Raw genomic sequence first — 17,870 nt, forward strand, 5'->3', positions numbered from 1 at the left:
AGCCGTCTCCCAGCGCCCGCCGGGCGCTCGCCCGGCTGGGTCTTTCCATCCCAGGAAATGCCCGGATCGCTCCGGGCAATGCCCCTCTTGTGAAGACTTGGAGGCAGATTGGGAATCCCTATACGAAAGGGTGGGTCCTGTCCGGGAACCTCGACCGAAGCTTCGGCCCGACGGGCGTTCTCCCGGGGCCTTCTCCCCACGGTACGCGCCCGCACGCGCTGTGGCACATCGCCCGCGAACGGTACGTACCCGCAGCTCAGCGGCTTGTCGCGGTCAGTTCAGGACGGTTCACCGACCGTGCGCCCGGGGCCCGCCGCAGCCGCGTTCTTGGCCGCCACGACCGCGTCGAAGACCTCCCTCTTGGGCAACGACAGTTCGGACGCGACCGCCGCGATGGCCTCCTTGCGGCGCTCTCCGGCCTCCTCCCGGACGGCCACCAGCCGGGCCAGCTCGGCCGGCGTCAGCTCCTGCGGCGCGGCCGGCGGCGCGCCCGCCACGACCACGGTGATCTCGCCCTTGACGCCCTCGGCCGCCCAGGCCGCGAGTTCGCCGATCGGGCCGCGCCGGACCTCCTCGTAGGTCTTGGTCAGCTCGCGGCAGACGGCGGCGGGCCGCTCGGCGCCGAACGCCTCGGCCATCGCGGTGAGCGCCTCGGCGATCCGGTGCGGGGCCTCGAAGAAGACCATGGTGCGGGGCTCGGCGGCGACCGAGGCCAGCTGCCGGGCCCGGTCGCCGCTCTTGCGCGGCAGGAATCCCTCGAAGGTGAACCGGTCGACCGGCAGCCCGGACAGCGCCAGCGCGGTCAGCACCGCGGACGGCCCGGGCACCGCGGTCACCTTGACGTCGGCGGCCACCGCGGCCGCCACCAGCCGGTAGCCGGGGTCGGAGACGGACGGCATCCCGGCGTCGGTCACCAGCAGCACCCGGGCACCGCCGAGCAGCGCCTCGACGAGTTCGGGGGTGCGCCCGACCTCGTTGCCCTCGAAGTAGGAGACCACCCGCCCGGTCGGGGTCACCCCGAGCGCCTGGGTGAGCCGGCGCAGCCGCCGGGTGTCCTCGGCCGCGATGACGTCCGCGGTGGCCAGCTCGGTGAGCAGCCGGGGCGGGGCGTCCGAGACGTCGCCGATGGGGGTGCCTGCCAGTACCAGTACTCCTGTCACGGGCCCCATCCTTCCAGCAACCGGCGGCCGGGCGCTTTTGGTGACGATTCGGGCAGCTTCGGAGGGACCCTCCGCAGCCTCGTCCCGCGCCCCTACGATGTGGCGGATGAACGGCGACACGGCGGCGCAGACGCCCACTGGTACAGACCACACCGCGCGGGGTGACGTCGGCGTGCCGGTCCTGACGGACCAGCCGTCGCCCGCTCTGCCCGGCCCCCGGGACCCGGACGACGGCACCGGGACCGTCGGCCCCGACGGCGACAGCCCTGACGGCGACGGCGCCGACGGCTCCATACCGGCGCCGCCCCGCCCCGCCTGGCTGCGCGGCCTGGGCCGCTTCGGCTACTCGCCACCGCCCGCCGCCACCCTGGCCGAACGCCTGGTCCCGCCGATGCCGGACGGCCGGGGCGTCACCCCCGAGCGGGTGCCGCCCTCCCCCCTGCTGCTCCGCCTGGGCCTGTCCCTGCCGGCGCCGCTCTGGTCCTGGCTGGTGCGCTGGTCCGGCTGGCTCGGCCCGCTCGTGGTGGCCCTGTTCGCCGGCGCACTGCGGTTCGACAACCTCGGCTCGCCGGACGCGATCATCTTCGACGAGACCTACTACGCCAAGGACGCCTACGCGCTCTGGCACGGCGGCTACGAGATCAGCTGGCCGGAGGGCGCCAACGACCACATCATGGCGGGCGACCCGGTCCCGTACCGGCCGAACCCCTCGTACGTGGTGCATCCGCCGGTCGGCAAGTGGATCATCGGCGCCGGCATCCAGATCTTCGGGATGAACCCCTTCGGCTGGCGGTTCGCGGTGGCCCTGCTCGGCACCCTCTCGGTGCTGATGGTGGCCCGGATCGCCCGCCGGCTGTTCCGCTCGACCCTGCTGGGCTGCGTGGCGGGCCTGCTGCTCGCGGTGGACGGCCTGCACTTCGTGATGAGCCGGTCCGCGCTGCTGGACCTGGTGGTGATGTTCTGGATCCTCGCCGCCTTCGGCTGCCTGCTGCTGGACCGCGACCGCACCCGGGCCCGGATCGCCGCCCGTCTCGCGGCGCACGGCGACGGCGGGCCGGACACGGCGCTCGCCCACCGGATGAACCTGGGCTGGCGCCCGTACCGGATCGCGGCCGGTGTCTGCGTCGGCCTGACCTGCGCGACCAAGTGGAGCGGCCTGTACGTGGCGGCCGCCTTCGGCCTGATGACCGTGCTGTGGGACGTGGGCTCGCGCCGGCTGGCCGGCGCCGACCGCCCCTACCTGTGGACGCTGGTCCGGGACGCGGTGCCCGCCTTCGTCTCGATCGTGGTGACCTCGGTGGTCGTCTACATCACCTCCTGGTGGGGCTGGTTCGCCAGCAGCAACGTGCCGAACCAGGGCGGCTACGGCCGCGACTGGGCGGTCGGCCGCTCCACCGACTACCCGTGGATCCCCGAGGGCCTGCGCTCGCTCTGGCACTACCACTCGACGGTCTACGACTTCCACACCCACCTGAGCGACCCGCACACCTACCAGTCGAACCCGTGGAGCTGGCTGGTGCTGGGCCGGCCGGTGTCCTTCTTCTACGAGTCCCCGAAGCAGGGGACGGCCGGCTGCACGGTGAACGAGTGCGCCCGCGAGGTGCTGGGCATCGGCACCCCGCTGCTCTGGTGGACCGGTGTGATCGCCCTGGTCTACTGCCTCTGGCGGTGGGCGGCTCGCCGCGACTGGCGGGCCGGCGCGGTGCTCTGCGGCCTGGCCGCCGGCTACCTGCCCTGGTTCGCCTACCAGCAGCGGACGATCTTCCTCTTCTACGCGGTCTGCTTCGTGCCGTTCCTGGTGCTCGCCGTGACGATGCTGGTGGGAGCGCTGATCGGACCCGCGGGGGCGTCCCGGGACCGCCGGATCATCGGCTCCGCGGCGGCCGGCCTGGTGGTCCTGCTGATCATGTGGAACTTCCTGTTCTTCCACCCCCTGTACACCGGCGAGACGATCCCGATGGAGGACTGGCGCCGCCGGATGTGGTTCAACACCTGGATCTGACGGCGGCCGGCCGCCGCGCGGGGACGGCGGCCGGGCGGCGAAGGGTACCGAAGTGGTACGCGACACGTACCAGAACCGTCACAACACCCGGTCCCTTCGTCGGTGCGCGGAATCCGGCTGCCTAGGCTGGGCTCCGAACGCGCATCCGGCCACCTCCGGCTGCGGCCGATCGCCTGACCCTTGGGGGAACATCACCATGCGCAATGGCGCGAAGACCGGCATCATCACCGGCGTGGCCGTCGCCATGCTCGCCGCCGGCGGCTACGGGGCGTACAGCCTCGTCGGCGGCTCGGACGACAAGGGCGAGCCCACCGCCAAGAAGCAGCGCACGGTGGTCGCCGAACCCCCGAGCGCCGAGCAGGCCGCGGCCGGGGCCAAGGACTTCCTGGACGCCTGGGCGGCCGGCGACCTGGCCAAGGCGGCCGCGCTGACCGACGACCCGGCCGCCGCGACCACCGCGCTGAGCGCGTTCCGCGACCAGGTGAAGCCGAGCGGGCTCACCCTGGCATCCTCCGGCCCGGCCACCCCGGCGGCCTTCGCCTCGGCCACCGGCACCCCCTCCCCCGCCAGGACCACGGCCCCCGCCACCGCACCGGCCACCCCCGGCGACGCGACCGCCGGCGACTCCGCGTCCCCGACCGCCTCCGCCGCCCCGACCGGGGTGCTGATGGGCTTCAAGGCCCGCGCCGAGTTCGAGGGCACCAACCGGGTCTGGGACTACAACGGTTTCCTCGGCGTCGTGAAGATGAGCGACGACACCCCGGCCGTGCACTGGGCGCCGTCGGTGATCCACCCGCACCTGGGCGCGGGCGAGACGATCTCCGTCCAGCCGCTGCCCCCGCTGGCCGGCAACGTGGTGGACCGCAACAACAAGGCGCTGAACAGCCCCTCGATCACCCCGCTGGTCGCCACGGTGCAGGCCAAGGTCGCCAAGCTGCTCGCGGACCAGAACAAGGACCAGAGCGACAACGGCACCGGTGTGGTGATCACCAACGCGGCCGACCAGAACAGCACCCCCGACCGGCTGTTCACCATCGTCGACCCCAAGCCCCCGAAGCCCTTCAAGCTGACCATCGACGCCAACCTGCAGGCCGCCGCCGAGAAGGCGATGACCGACCTGGGCGGCAAGAAGGGCTCGATCGTCGCCATCGAGCCGAGCACCGGCCAGGTCCTGGCCTTCGCCAACGCGCCGGTCACCGGTCTGAACCGGGCCTTCCAGGGCCAGCTCGCCCCGGGTTCCACGCTGAAGATCCTCACCTCCACCGCCCTGCTGGAGGCCGGGGTCAACCCGGACACCCCGGTGCCGTGCCCGACCCTGAGCAGCAACCCCAAGAAGATCCCGAACTCGTTCCCCGACGCGTACCCGAACAACACGCTCCAGCAGGACTTCATGATCTCCTGCAACACGGCCTTCATCGACCAGGGCCTGACCAGCCTCAAGCCGGGCGCGCTGACCACCACCGCCAAGGACGTCTACGGCATCGGCCTGAACTGGCAGACCGGCCTGCCCAGCTTCGACGCCGTGGTGCCGGACGCCGGCACCAACAAGGACGAGCAGGCCATGCAGTCCATCGGCCAGGGCAAGGTCCAGATGAACCCGCTGGCCATCGCCTCGATCACGGCCACCGTGCAGAGCGGCAGTTTCAAGCAGCCGATCCTGGTCGCCGAGCTGCCGCAGCAGAAGGCCGCCCGGGACATGACCCCCGACGTCGCCGGCAAGCTGCGCCAGATGATGGCGGCCACCGCCACCGGCGGCACCGCCCAGGGCGTGATGGCCGGGATCTCCGACAACGCGGGCGCCAAGACCGGCTCCGCCGAGGCCACCGGCATCGCCACCACCAACAGCTGGTTCACCGCCTACCGGGGCAACCTCGCGGTCGCCGCCGAGGTCGAGGGCGGCGGCCACGGTGTGGACGCCGCCGGTCCCGCCGTCGCCTCGATCATCAAGGCCGCCGGCAACCGCTGACACCCCCGGGTGAACCGCGGATCCTCGGCAGCCGCCCGGGCCCGTCCTACCGCGTCGCCGGCAGGGCGGGCCCGGTCTGTGCCAGCAGGCAGGCCGACGGGACGGGCGGGCGGGCGCTCCACCGCCGGGCGGCCAGCCGGGGCCAGATCACCAGGACGGCCGGCAGCGCCAGGTAGCCGAACCGCCCGGCCGGCGCCAGCATGAAGGCGATCGCCAGCCCGGCGGCCAGCAGATCGGCACCGGCGATCGCGGAGACCGGCGGCCGGGCCAGCAGCCAGACCGTCACCCCCAGCCCGCCGACGGTCAGCAGCACCAGTGAGGCGATGTGCCCGCTGGGCCCGAACCCGGCCAGCACCTTGCCGGGCAGCGGACTGCCGGCCGGCGTCTGGATCGCGGTCAGCCCGAGCGGGAAGCGCACCACCTGCTCGCGCAGCTCCTCGGCCCGCGCCAGCACGTACGGCACCATGACGGCGGACGCCGCGCCGAGCGCGGTCAGCCCGGCCCGGGCGGCCGGCCGCCGGCCGTAGAGCCGCCAGAGCAGCAGGACGGCCACCGGCAGTGCCGGCCAGACCGTCCACTTCAGGGTCCCGGCCAGCGCCAGCACCAGCCCGGCGGCGATGGTCCGGTCCCGCTCGGCGAGCGCCATGGCCAGGCAGCAGAGCCCGATCAGCGGCAGGTCCACCCCGCCGCCGACCAGCGCCAGCGCGACCAGCGGCGAGGCGGTGAGCACGGTCAGCGGCAGCAGCGGCGCGCGGTCCCTGGTGGGCCGCAGCAGCCGCCAGCTCGCCAGCAAGCAGGCGACGAAGGCCAGCGCGAACCAGATCCGGGCGTCCCCGGCCAGCCGCGCGGCGGCGCTGCCCTCGCCGAGCAGCGCGTGCGGCACCCCGAACAGCGACATCGCCGGCAGGTACGGGTTGTAGTCGGTGACCGTCACCGGATGCGGCAGGTACGGGCTGCCGGTGGTGAACAGCAGGTGCGCGGAGCGCTCGACCACCATCACCTCGGACTGGTGGCGGCCCTGCAGCACGAGCAGCACCAGCGGCACCAGCACGGCACCCAGCAGGGCGGCCGCCGCCCCGGCCCGGGCGGCGAAGCGGCGTGGCAGGACCAGGCAGAGCAACCCGGCGAGCAGGTAGGCGGGGGCCGCGAGGGTGCCCCACAGGCGCTGGTTGGGCAGGTCGGAGACGAGCGGGAAGCCGGCCGCCCAGGCGGTGGCGGCCAGGCAGCCGAGCAGTTGGACGCCGCGGTGGGCGACGAGGCCGGGCGGGTTCAGCCGATCGGCCGGGGCGGGCGGGCCGCTCCCGCCGCGCTGGTGGGGGAACGACCGGCGGGACGGGCCGCCGCGCAGACGGCCGCGCCGGGCGGAGGAGGTGGCCGGGGGAACGGTCGGCGGAACGGTCGGGGCGGGCGTCGTCGGGGTCGCGCCCCGGCCGGTGAAGCGGCCGCGCGGGCGGGAACGGCCGGGCGTGCGGGTGCTCACCATGGTGGAAGGTTAGGGCCGTGGGCGGTGCGCTGTCGCCATCTCGGGGACGGGTGTGTCCGCCGGCCCGGACGGGGCGGACGGGGGGAGGAGTCCGCCCCCCGCCGGCCCCGTCGGCGGCGCACCGCCGGCTCAGCCGACCGTGCTCCCGGTCTCCGTCGGCTGCTCCGCCCGCTCCAGCTTGGAGTGCTTGATGCTGTAGCCGAAGTAGACCGCCACGGCGAGCGCCAGGGCGATCCCGCCCGCCTTGAAGGTGTCCGCGTGCAGGCCCCTGATCAGGTAGGCGCAGAAGGCGACGCTGATCAGCGGGACGACCGGGTAGCCCGGCACCTTGAAACCGCGCGGCAGGTCGGGCTGGGTGCGGCGCAGCACGATCACGCCGATCGCCACCACCGAGAAGGCGATCAGGGTGCCCAGGCTGGTGATGTCGGCCAGTACCCGCAGCGGCACGAAGGCCGCCAGGGCGCCGACGCCGAGACCGACCACGATGGTGTTCCAGACCGGGGTGCCGGTGCGCGGCGAGAGTTCCGCGAAGCGCCTGGGCAGCATGCCGTCACGGCCCATCGAGTACAGGATGCGGGTCTGGCCGTAGATGACCACCAGGGTGATCGAGAAGATCGAGACGATCGCACCGATCGCGAAGAGCATGGCCGGCCAGCTCTGGCCGGTGATGTCCTGGAGGATCTGGGCGAGGCCGGCCTCCTGGCCCTCGAACTTCTGCCAGGGCTGGGCGCCGACGCCGGCCAGGGCCACCAGGATGTACAGCAGGGTGACCACCACCAGCGAGATCATGATCGCCAGCGGCAGGGTGCGGCGGGGGTTCTTGACCTCCTCACCGGCCGTGGAGACGGCGTCCAGCCCGATGAAGGAGAAGAAGATGGTGGAGGCCGCGACCTGCACGCCGCCGATGCCCAGCGGCATGAACGGGGTCAGGTTGCCGGAGTGGAAGCCGGTCAGGCCGACGCAGATGAAGAGCAGCAGGATCAGCAGCTTGATGGCCACCATGGCCGCGTTGACCTTCACCGACTCGCTGACGCCGCGGATCAGCAGGAAGCAGACCATGGCGACCAGCAGCAGCGCCGGCAGGTTGAACCAGTGGGTCTGGTCGGGCGCGCCGGAGATCACTTCCGGGAGCTTGAAGCCGAAGGCCAGGTCGAAGAACTTGTTGAGGTACTCGGCCCAGCTGACCGCGATCGCCGAGGCCGAGACGCCGTACTCCATCAGCAGGCAGATGCCGACCGCGAAGGCGACGCCCTCGCCGAGGGTGGCGTACGCGTAGGAGTAGGAGGAGCCGGAGACCGGGATGGCGGAGGCCATCTCGGCGTAGCAGAGCGCGGTGAGGCCGGCGGTGACCGCGGCGATCACGAAGGACAGGATGACGGCCGGCCCGGCCGACGGCACGGCGCTGTTCAGCACGAAGAAGATGCCGGTGCCGATGGTGGCGCCGATGCCGATCGCGGACAGCTGCCAGAGCCCGATCGAGCGCCGCAGGTGGATGCCGGAACGTCCGCCCTCCTCGGGCGCACCGGCGGGCAGGCCCTCGCGGCCCTCGCTCTCGGCGATCAAGGTGATGACGGGCTTGCGCCGCAGAAGGCGCGCGCCGAGCGTGTTGCTGGCCAAAACGGGGGTCTTTCTGGGCGGTGGAGGGTTCGAGCGGCCGGTCACTCGACGCGCCGAAAGGTGTCATCGGGTGTCATCGGGGACCAACCGAACAAAGATGGGCAGTACCCCGCGAAAACACCAGTGTCGCAAACGAACAGTCCCATCGCGCGCATTATACGAAGCGTCACATCAGTGGGAACAAACCGGACACTTCGCAGACGGCGGATCTCCCGGCGACCGGCTAGAGCCGCAGGTCAGGGCGGCCGGTAAGGGGCTCACCCGGCCAGTACCGCCTGCATCACCGCACGGGCCACGGGGGCGGCCAGGGCGCCGCCCGTCACATCGGTCGCGTCGCTGTCCGCGATCACCACGGCGACCGCCACCGGCGGCACCGCGGTCGAACCGGCCGGGGCGGCCCAGGAGACGAACCAGGCGTACGGCGTTCCGGTGTTGTCCACCCCGTGCTGGGCGGTGCCGGTCTTCCCGCCGACCACCGCGCCGGCGATCCGGGCGGCTCCCCCGGTGCCCTTCTCCACCACGTCGGTCATCAGCCGCCGGACCTGCCCGGCGGTGCCCGGGCTCATCGCCTGCCGGTACACCGCGGGCCGCATCAGCTGGACGGTGGTGCCGTCGCTCCGGGTCAGTCTGTCCACAAGCTGTGGACGCATCACGGTGCCGTTGTCGGCCACCCCGGCAGCGACCATCGCCATCACCAGCGGGGTGGCCGCGGTGTCGAACTGGCCGATCGAGGAGAGCGCCAGCTGCGACTCGTCCATCCGGGTGTCGAAGACGGAGCGGGCCGCCCGCACCGGGATGTCCAGCCGGGCGTCACCGAAGCCGAAGGCCTCCGCCGTCGCGGCCATCCGCTCCAGGCCGACCCGCACCCCGAGGTACCCGAGCACGCTGTTGCAGCTGAGCGTCATCGCGGCGTCCAGCGACCGGCCCGGCACGTCGCAGGCCGGGGCGTCGTTGACCAGCGGCGTCGTGGTGCCCGGCAGGACGTACGGGTACGGCGCGTCGGTCGGCGCGTCCACGTCGGTGACCACCCCGCTCTCCAGCGCCGCCGCCGCGGTGACCACCTTGAAGGCCGAGCCGGGCGGGTAGGTCTGGCGCAGCGCCCGGTTGAGCATCGGCTGGTCGGCGTCGCCCTGCAGCCGGTTCCAGGCCTCCTGGTCCCCGGCGGAGGTGCCGGCGAAGCTGCCGGGGTCGTACGAGGGGGTGGAGGCCAGCGCCAGGATCCGCCCGGTGGCCGGCTCGATCGCGGCGACCGCGCCCTTCTGCCCGCCGAGGCCGCGCACCGCCGCCTCCTGGGCGGCCCGGTCGATGGTGGTGTGGACGTCCCCGCCGGGGTTCTGCCGCCGGGTCACCGCGTCCCACACCGCCCAGCCCGCCAGCCGGCCGTCGGTGCCGGAGAGCAGCGCGTCCTCGGTGCCCTCCAGCTGGCTGTTGCCGTAGGTCTGCGAGGAGTAGCCGGTGACCGCCGCGAACAGCGGCCCGTCGGTGTAGGTGCGTTTGAAGTCGAACCGCCCGCCGGTGGCCGACGAGCCGGTGACGGTGTCGGCGCCCACCAGGATGCCGCCGCGCGGCTGCGCGTACCGCTCGATGACCGGCCGCTGGTTGGCGGCGTTGCGGTTCAGCCTGTCGGCCCGGAACACCTGCACCCGGGTGGCCTGGGCGCAGAGCGCCACGATCAGCAGCAGGCAGAAGGTGCCGGCCCGGCGCCCGGTGACGGAGATCCCGGGCAGCCCGCGCGGCCCGGCGTCCGGCCACCCGCCCGCGCGCCGTCCGCCCCCGCCCCGCCGGCCCGCGCGCCGCCGGCTCACCGCGCCTCCCCCGGGGCGGGCCGCCGGGCGAGGTCGCTCATCCGCACCAGCAGCGCGACGATGATCCAGTTGGTCACCACCGAGGAACCCCCCTGCGCGACGAACGGCAGGGTCATCCCGGTCAGCGGGATGAGGTCCAGCACCCCGCCCGCCACCACGAACACCTGGAGGCCGACGAGCGCCGCCAGCCCGATCGCCAGCAGCCGGCCGAACGGGTCGGGCAGCGCGATCCCGGTCCGGAACCCGCGCGAGACCAGCAGCGCGTACAGCAGCAGGACCGCGACCAGCCCGGCCAGCCCGAGTTCCTCGCCGATCGTGGCGAGGATGAAGTCGGACTTGGCGGCGAAGCCGATCAGCGCCGAGTGCCCGTTGCCGAGCCCGGTGCCCAGCTCGCCGCCCCAGGCGAAGGCGAACAGCGACTGGGCGATCTGGTTGGCCCCGTGCCCGTCGGCGATCGAGCCGAGCGGATCCAGCCAGTCCGCGACCCGGCTGTGCACGTGCGGCGAGAGCAGGCCCACCCCGACCGCCGCCACCGCGGCCAGGAACAGCCCGACGGCGATCCAGCCGGTCCGCGCGGTGGCCACGTACAGCATCACCACGAAGAGGCCGAAGAACAGCAGCGAGGTGCCGAGGTCGGTCTCCAGCACCAGCACCCCGACGAAGGCCGCCCAGATCACCAGGACCGGCGCCAGCACCCGCCCGGGCGGCAGCCACCGCAGTCCGCCGCGGCCGGGCCGCACCCGCCGCCCGCCGAGCGCCAGCGTGTCCCGGTGCACGGCGAGGTAGGCGGCGAAGAACACCGCCAGCAGGACCTTGGCGAACTCCCCCGGCTGCAGCGAGAGCGGACCGACGGTGATCCAGATCCGGGAGCCGTACACCGGCGGGAAGAAGATCGGCAGCACCAGCAGGACGAGGGCCGCCAGCGCCCCGATGTGGGCGTAGCGCTGCAGCCGCTTGTGGTCCGGCAGCAGGAGCAGCACCAGGATGAACAGGCCCACCCCGAGGCCGGACCAGAGCAGCTGCGCGGGCGCCGCGTCCCCCGGGGTGGCCCGGTCCAGCCGGTAGACGACGACCAGTCCGACGCCGTTCAGCAGCAGCGCGATCGGCAGCGGCAGCGGGTCCGCGAAGGGCGCCTTCCAGCGGACCGTGCCGTGCGCCAGCAGTGCGAGCACGCCGAGCGCGGCCCCGTACGTGCCCGCGTCGGCGGGCACCGTGCCGTCGATGCGCAGGCCCACCGCGGCGTAACCGAGCACCGCGGCCAGCACCGCGGCCAGGACGAGTGCGAGCTCGGTGTTGCGCCGGGTCGGCACGGTCCGGCGCGGGCGGCCGGCGGCGCTCGTCACGGCGGGGGGTGTCGCCACGGGCCGTCCAGGGAGTCGGGGCTGCCGGACTTCGCCGGGGTGACGGCCGGGGCGGACGGGCGGTGGGCCCGTCCGCCCCGGTGTGAGCGGCTGTTCCGGCGGGATCCGGGAGTCAGACGGAGGAGCGGATCAGACGGAGGAGCGGATGGAGCGGATGGAGCAGGTCGGACGGTCGGGCGGGCCGGTCCCGGGTCAGGCGGACGCCGGGGCGGCCTGCGCCCGGGAGGCCTCGACGGTCGCCTTCAGCTCGGCCTCGGCCTCGTCGGAGAGCGAGGTCTGGATGATCCGGCCGCCGTAGCGGGCCAGCGCCGGGACGACCTTGTCCGCGGTGGCGGTGCGGACCAGCAGGAACACCGCGGCGGTGCCCGGCTGGAGGTGCTGCCCGACCTGGCGCATGAAGTCGTCGTCCACCCCGATGTCGGTGGTGGCGCCGACCGCGGCCCCGGCCGCGCCGCCGACCGCCGCGCCGATGATCGGCATGAAGAACAGCAGGCCGATCACCCCGCCCCAGACGGCACCCGAGGCGGCCCCGGCCCCGGTGGTGCTGACCTGCTGGTGCAGCTTGATCCTGCCGTCCTCGCGGCGTTCGACGACGACCGCGTCCTCCAGCTCGATCAGCCGCTGCTTCTGCAGACCCACCGCCTCGTTGCGCACCGCCTGGGCGGTGGCCAGATCCGGATAGGCGATCGCGAAGAGGTTGCTCACGTACGGGTCCTTCCCCTGAAGCTGACGTGCCGGCCGGGACGGGAGCGCCGGTGCGACGGCGCCCTCGCCCCCTCGTCACCCTAACGAGGAAATCCCTATCAATCGACTTTTCACCCGGTGTGTCCCGTATTGCCCGAGGCCCCGTCACCACCGCACCGCGCGACCGGCGCACCCCGGAGCACCCGCGCTCCGATCCCCCAACCGGCGCCCGCGAGTTCGCGCCGGATCCGGCCCTTTCGCGCACCATCGCGCGTTGGCCACGGCGAACTGATGGTCCCTAGGATCGGGCGGGTGATGAACGGACGACGACCGAAGGCCAGGCTCGGCAGCCTGCTGGCCGCCCTGACGATAGCGGGCGGGGCGCTGCTCAGCGGCCTGCCCGCCCATGCCGACGAACCATCAGCCGGCGCGGCCGGCAAGGAGGCCCCCCGGGTCGACCTCGTGCTGGATGTCAGCGGCTCCATGCGCGAGGCCGACATCCAGGGCAAGACCCGTATCTCGGTGGCCCAGCAGTCCCTGAACGACGTCATCGACGCCCTGCCGTCGGAGACCGAGTTCGGGATCCGCACGCTGGGCGCCAACTACCCCGGCACCGACAAGACCCAGGGCTGCCTGGACACCAAGCAGCTCTTCCCGGTCGGGAAGACCAACAAGACCGAGGCGAAGACCGCCGTCGCCACCCTGCGGCCGACCGGCTACACCCCGATCGGTCTGGCCCTGCGCGGCGCCGCCGAGGACCTCGGCAAGGGCGAGACCACCCGCCGGGTGGTGCTGATCACCGACGGCGAGGACACCTGCACCCCGCCCGACCCGTGCGACGTCGCCCGCGAGCTCGCCTCCCAGGGCATCCACCTGGTGGTCGACACCCTGGGCCTGGCGCACGACGACAAGACCCGCCAGCAGCTGCTCTGCATCGCCAACGCCACCGGCGGCACCTACACCGACGTGCGCACCCAGGAGCAGCTCACCGAGAAGGTGAAGCAGCTGGTCGACCGCTCCAACGACACCTACGCGGTCGCCCCGGTCAAGACCGCCGGCACCGACAAGTGCGAGTCCGCGCCGGTCCTCACCCCGGGCGTCTACAGCGACCGCGAGAAGTTCTCCGAGCACCGCGTCTACCGGGTCCCGGTCAAGGCCGGCCAGGAGCTGCGCGCCTCGGTCAGCGTCTCGCTGGACCGCGCGGTGGCCCGCGACTACGGCGTCCTGCTGCAGGCCACCAGCACCGCCGGCCAGGAGCTGGTCCGCGGCACCGACGCCGGCAGCGGCCGCACCGACGTCGTCTCCACCGGCCTGCGCTGGTCCGCCGACGACTCCAAGGGCTACGCCACCGCCACCGCCTCCGCCTCGCCGAGCGGCAAGCCGGAGACCACCGTCTGCCTGGTGGTCTCCAACTCGCTGGCCCCGCAGGCCGGCGTCGCGGCCGACCCCGGCCTGCCGCTGGAGCTGACGGTCGACCTGACCGCCGCCTCCCCCGCCCCGGACGGCCCGGCGATGGGCCTGGGCCGCGGTTGGATCCTGCTGCTCGTGCTCACCCTGGCCGGCCTGGTGACCGGCCTGCTGTTCGGCTGGATCGCCCGCTGGCGCATCGCTGTCTGGCAGGAGAACTGACCATGCGTACGACCTTCCTCCGCACCGCCGCGGCCGCCCTGGCGCTGCTCCCGGCGCTCGCCCTGACGGCCCCGGCCGCCTCGGCCGCCTCGCCCTCGCCGAGCGCGAGCGCGAGCGGCCGCCCGGCCCCGGCCAACAAGGCCGGCACCTCCTTCCTGACCGCCGTCAACCTGGCCCCCGGCCAGGACGCCGCGGTCCCGGTCTCCACCGGTGACTACCTGTACTGGGCCTTCGGCGCCGCCGAGGGCCAGACCGCGAAGGTGGACCTGACGGTCACCCTCGCCCCGCCCGCCGACCGGCACGGCCCGCAGAGCTGGAGCGTCGAGGTGTTCGACGGCCTGCGTCGCCGGCAGGCCTGCACCGACGGCACCCAGAACGCGACCGCCGACCAGAGCACCGCCTCGCTGGTGCTCAGCTGCACCCTGCGCGAGGTCCGCTCCTGGGCCGAGCCGTGGTCCGGCGACCCGCTGCCGGGCAGCTACTACGTCCGGCTCTCGGTCGCCGACGCCCCGCAGCCCGACCTCGGCCTGGCCGCCTCGGTGCAGCTGCACGTGACCGCCAAGGGCGACGCCGACAACGCCCAGCCGGAGGGCGGCGAGCTCAAGGCCCCGCTGGTCCCGCCAGCCGGCGGCGGCGCTGCGACCGCCAAGGCGGCGGCCCCGGAGGAGCCCGAGGAGCACTGGTACACCGGCTGGTTCTCCGGCTGGAACAGCCGCTGGTTCTGGACCCTGGCCGGCGGCGCCCTGGCCGCCCTGGCCGGCGTCGCGGGCTACACCCTCACCCGGCACCCGCGGGGCCGCCGTCCGTCCGGCTACGGCGCGGTCCCGCCGCAGTCCGGGGCCCCGCAGCCCGGGCCGTACGCGGGCTCCGGCCGGCCCTGACCCCGTCCGACCCCGAGGGCCGGCCCGGAGCACCGCTCCGAGCCGGCCCTCGGCCGTTCCCGCAGGTGATCCGCCTCACACCGCCCCCGGAGCGCCCCGGCTGACCCCCCGTCGGCCGACGCGCCCCCACAACGCAGAAGTCCCGCCCGATCAACCGATCGGGCGGGACTTCCGTTGGGTGGAGCTGAGGGGATTCGAACCCCTGACCCCCTCGATGCGAACGAGGTGCGCTACCGGACTGCGCCACAGCCCCAACGAGAAGAAACTCTAGCACCTTTCGGAGGGGGTCCGTGACCACCCCCTGGTGGGAGCCCCCGGGGCGGCACCGGGGCGACACTCGGGCGGTCCCGGAAAGCGAAGAGGCCCCCGGGGAGGGGGCCTCGACGCTATTCGTTGGCGGCGCGGGGCCGCGGTTCCGGAGCGGGGGGCTCGGCGTACTGGTCGAACAGCGGGGTCTTCCGGGACTCGGCCGGGCGGCCGGCGGTCCAGGTGCCCGGCGCCGACAGGTCGAGCCCGCGGTTGACCCGGGGGGCCACCGGGGCCGTCACATAGGTCGGCAGCGGAACGGGCACCGGCTCCCAGGAGTCCGGGCCGGCCGCGCCGCGCTCCCGCATGCCGTCGACCCACTCCTCGTGCTCGGTGGCCTCCGCCACGGCCGAGGCCGAGACGGCCGCCGCGCCCTCGGAGGCCGCCCGGGCCGCGTCGGCCTCGGTGGCGAGCCGCAGGTGCGGGCGTCCGCGCCCGGCGGGCGCCCCGGACGCCGGCTCGGCGGGCGCCGGGGCCGCGGCCGGGCCGGGCTCGGCGTCGGCCTTGGCGCGGAGGGCCTCGGCGCGCTGCTGCTCGCGCTTGCGCAGCCGCTCGGCGGCCTGCGCCGCGCGGACCCGGTCCAGCTTCACCGCGTACCGCTGGCGCTCCAGCCGGCGCAGGTGGCCGATGTAGAGGGTGAGCAGGACGGCCGGCACGGCGGGCACCCAGAGGAAGGCCAGTCCGGCCACCGCCGCGACCACCGCACCCAGGGCGAAGGCGAGGAAGAGGACGGTGACCATCCGGCGCCGGCGGGCCAGCAGCCGGGCCCGGCGTTCGGAACCGCCGCCCTTGGGTGCCGGGCGCGCCTCGGCCCGCACCGCCGGGCGGGGGGCCGCCGGTTCCTCCACGGGCGCGGCCGCGGGGTCGTCGGAGACGGCCGCGTCCCGTTCGGGAGGGCCGTCCTTGGTCTGCTCGTCGTCACGCGGTTCGTCGCCCAGGGCCCGGGACGCCCGCCGCTCCAGCGCCGAACGCCCGGCCAGCAGGCGGATGGCGGTGCTGAAGCGTTCCGTCGGGCGCGCCTCGTTGAGCTCGTCCTGCCTGCGGAGCCACATCGGCACCAGATAGGCGGCCCAGGCCCCTACGATGACGGCGTAGATAAGGCCGCTACTGCTCACGATTCACACCGTACGGGCGTGGAGGAAGGGCCGGTAGCAATTTGGCACGGCGTGTCGTGTGATCAAGCTGATTCTCCGACTATTTTGCCGGTATTTGTGCCCCTCCGTCGCCACGCCGATGCCATATCGATATTTCATTCGAACATGTATTCAATTTCGTGGACGCCGACCCGCGCTGAGGGAGCGCCAGCGCTCCAGCATCCCCTCGGGGACCTCCTCGGCGGTCAGGGCGAACACCAGGTGGTCCCGCCAGTCGCCGTCGATGTGCAGATAACGCGGGCGCATTCCCTCCGAACGGAAGCCGAGCTTTTCCACCACCCGCCGGCTGGGGCCGTTCTCCGGCCGGATGCACACCTCGATCCGGTGCAGGCCGAGGGTGCGGAAGCAGTGGTCCACCGAGAGCGCCACCGCGGTCGGCATGATGCCCCGGCCGGCCACCCCCTCGTCGATCCAGTAGCCGACGTTGGCCGAGCACATCGAGCCCCAGGTGATCCCGCCGACGGTCAACTGGCCGACCAGCCGGCCCCGGTAGAGCACCACGAAGGGCAGCATCCGGCCCGCCGAGGCCTCGCCGCGCAGGTAGCGCACCATCTGCCGATAGGTCGGGCGCGGGCCCGCCGCGAGGCCCGCCGGGCCGGGCGGCACGGTGGCCTCCCAGCGCCGCAGCCAGTCCCGGTTGCGCCGGCTGACCTCCTGCCACTCGCGCTGGTCGCGGGCCCGGATCGGGCGCAGCACGACGTCCCCCTCGTGGAGTTCGACCGGCCAGCCGGCGTTCAGTGCGCGCTCCCGGAAGCTGCTGCGTCGGGCCGGGGGTGGTCCCCGCCGGCGAGCTGGTCGACGGCGTGGGCGAGCAGCGGGGCCAGCACGGCCAGGCCGTCCCGGACGCCGCCGGTCGAGCCCGGCAGGTTGACGACCAGGGTACGTCCGGCGACACCGGCCAGCCCGCGGGAGAGCGCGGCGGTCGGCACCTTCTCCCGCCCGTGCGCGCGGATCGCCTCGGGGATGCCGGGGATCTCGCGTTCGAGGACCCGGGCGGTCATCTCGGGGGTGAGGTCGCTCGGCGAGACGCCGGTCCCGCCGGTGGTCAGCACCACGTCGTAGCCGGCCGCCACGGCCTCGCGCAGCACCGCCTCGACCGGTTCGCCGTCCGGGACGACCCGGGGGCCGTCGACGGCGAAGCCCAGCGCGCGCAGGCCCTCGACCAGCAGCGGGCCGCCCCGGTCGGTGTAGACGCCGGCCGAGGCGCGGTTGGAGACGGTGACCGCCAGCGCCCTCATGCGGAGGCCTCCGCGGCGGGAGCCTCGGGGGCGGTCCAGTCGCCGCTCCTGCCGCCGGTCTTGGCGAGCACCCGGACCGACTCGATGGCGGCGCCCTTGTCGACCGCCTTGACCATGTCGATCACGGTCAGCCCGGCCGTCGCGACGGCGGTCAGCGCCTCCATCTCGACACCGGTCCGGTCCGTGGTCCGCACGGTGGCGGTGATCTCCACCGCGTCGTCGGCGACGGTCAGCTCGACCTTGACGCCGGAGAGCGCGATCGGATGGCAGAGCGGGATCAGCTCGGGGGTCTTCTTGGCGCCCATGATCCCCGCGATCCGGGCCACGGCCAGCGCGTCGCCCTTGGGCAGGCCCTCGCCGCGCAGCAGCTCGACCACGCGCGGGGAGACCCTGACCCGGCCGGCCGCGACGGCGGTCCGGGCGGTCACGGCCTTCTCGGAGACGTCGACCATCCGGGCCGCGCCCTGCTCGTCGACGTGGGTGAGGCGGTCGCCGGGGGGCGAGGTGGTCACGGGTGGCTCCAGGGGCGCGCAGGTCGAATACCGCGCTACCGTACCCCCCGGTCCGGCCCGGGCGTGGGACGG

The 17,870-nt window shown here is 74.0% G+C and carries 14 protein-coding genes and 1 tRNA gene; 4 read left to right on the plus strand and 11 right to left on the minus strand.

Annotated features, from left to right (window positions below; translation table 11 throughout):
• Positions 1–278: 278 nt before the first annotated feature.
• A complete protein-coding gene (gene rsmI, locus ABZW10_RS26650; RefSeq protein WP_355370273.1) occupies positions 279–1,160 on the minus strand; it encodes a 16S rRNA (cytidine(1402)-2'-O)-methyltransferase in 882 nt (293 codons plus the stop codon).
• 106 nt (positions 1,161–1,266) lie between these two features.
• Between rsmI and ABZW10_RS26655 the strand changes: the two genes are divergently transcribed.
• Both ABZW10_RS26655 and ABZW10_RS26660 read left to right on the plus strand, forming a co-directional pair.
• Positions 1,267–3,162: a phospholipid carrier-dependent glycosyltransferase gene (locus ABZW10_RS26655; RefSeq protein ID WP_355370276.1), complete on the plus strand. Its 1,896-nt coding sequence runs from the start codon at positions 1,267–1,269 to the stop codon at positions 3,160–3,162.
• 196 nt (positions 3,163–3,358) lie between these two features.
• Positions 3,359–5,128, plus strand: a complete 1,770-nt coding sequence (locus ABZW10_RS26660) for a penicillin-binding transpeptidase domain-containing protein (protein ID WP_355370279.1) — start codon at positions 3,359–3,361, stop codon at positions 5,126–5,128.
• Between the two features lie 46 nt (positions 5,129–5,174).
• On the opposite strand, the gene ABZW10_RS26665 is transcribed toward ABZW10_RS26660, so the two are convergent.
• The 5 genes from ABZW10_RS26665 to ABZW10_RS26685 form a co-directional block, all read right to left on the minus strand.
• The gene (locus ABZW10_RS26665) at positions 5,175–6,611 is read right to left on the minus strand and encodes a glycosyltransferase 87 family protein (protein ID WP_355370282.1); all 1,437 of its coding nucleotides are present in this window, start codon (positions 6,609–6,611) and stop codon (positions 5,175–5,177) included.
• Between the two features lie 129 nt (positions 6,612–6,740).
• Positions 6,741–8,228, minus strand: coding sequence for an amino acid permease (locus ABZW10_RS26670; protein ID WP_355370285.1), 1,488 nt, complete (start codon positions 8,226–8,228; stop codon positions 6,741–6,743).
• Between the two features lie 257 nt (positions 8,229–8,485).
• Positions 8,486–9,946, minus strand: a complete 1,461-nt coding sequence (locus ABZW10_RS26675) for a penicillin-binding transpeptidase domain-containing protein (RefSeq protein ID WP_355370369.1) — start codon at positions 9,944–9,946, stop codon at positions 8,486–8,488.
• Between the two features lie 83 nt (positions 9,947–10,029).
• On the minus strand, positions 10,030–11,376 hold the full coding sequence (locus tag ABZW10_RS26680; protein WP_355370287.1) for an FtsW/RodA/SpoVE family cell cycle protein: 1,347 nt from the start codon (positions 11,374–11,376) through the stop codon (positions 10,030–10,032).
• 210 nt (positions 11,377–11,586) lie between these two features.
• Complete coding sequence (locus tag ABZW10_RS26685; RefSeq protein WP_355370289.1) at positions 11,587–12,099, minus strand: DUF1269 domain-containing protein; 513 nt, start codon at positions 12,097–12,099, stop codon at positions 11,587–11,589.
• Positions 12,100–12,393: 294 nt separating this feature from the next.
• Between ABZW10_RS26685 and ABZW10_RS26690 the strand changes: the two genes are divergently transcribed.
• Both ABZW10_RS26690 and ABZW10_RS26695 read left to right on the plus strand, forming a co-directional pair.
• On the plus strand, positions 12,394–13,707 hold the full coding sequence (locus tag ABZW10_RS26690) for a VWA domain-containing protein (protein ID WP_355370292.1): 1,314 nt from the start codon (positions 12,394–12,396) through the stop codon (positions 13,705–13,707).
• Positions 13,708–13,709: 2 nt separating this feature from the next.
• Complete coding sequence (locus tag ABZW10_RS26695) at positions 13,710–14,588, plus strand: peptidase (RefSeq protein ID WP_355370295.1); 879 nt, start codon at positions 13,710–13,712, stop codon at positions 14,586–14,588.
• A gap of 179 nt (positions 14,589–14,767) precedes the next feature.
• Here the strand turns inward: ABZW10_RS26695 and ABZW10_RS26700 are convergent.
• The 5 genes from ABZW10_RS26700 to moaC form a co-directional block, all read right to left on the minus strand.
• Positions 14,768–14,841 (minus strand) — tRNA-Ala (locus tag ABZW10_RS26700).
• Between the two features lie 133 nt (positions 14,842–14,974).
• Complete coding sequence (locus tag ABZW10_RS26705) at positions 14,975–16,009, minus strand: hypothetical protein (protein ID WP_355370297.1); 1,035 nt, start codon at positions 16,007–16,009, stop codon at positions 14,975–14,977.
• A 150-nt stretch (positions 16,010–16,159) separates the two neighbouring features.
• The gene (locus ABZW10_RS26710) at positions 16,160–16,786 is read right to left on the minus strand and encodes a GNAT family protein (protein ID WP_350559165.1); all 627 of its coding nucleotides are present in this window, start codon (positions 16,784–16,786) and stop codon (positions 16,160–16,162) included.
• Positions 16,783–17,286, minus strand: a complete 504-nt coding sequence (locus tag ABZW10_RS26715) for a MogA/MoaB family molybdenum cofactor biosynthesis protein (protein WP_355370300.1) — start codon at positions 17,284–17,286, stop codon at positions 16,783–16,785. The genes ABZW10_RS26710 and ABZW10_RS26715 overlap by 4 nt, the downstream gene beginning before the upstream one ends.
• On the minus strand, positions 17,283–17,798 hold the full coding sequence (gene moaC / locus ABZW10_RS26720) for a cyclic pyranopterin monophosphate synthase MoaC (protein ID WP_355370303.1): 516 nt from the start codon (positions 17,796–17,798) through the stop codon (positions 17,283–17,285). Before moaC ends, ABZW10_RS26715 begins: the two co-directional genes overlap by 4 nt.
• Positions 17,799–17,870 lie beyond the last annotated feature (72 nt).

The organism is Kitasatospora sp. NPDC004723, from assembly GCF_040609255.1.
In the GTDB taxonomy this organism is placed as follows: domain Bacteria; phylum Actinomycetota; class Actinomycetes; order Streptomycetales; family Streptomycetaceae; genus Kitasatospora.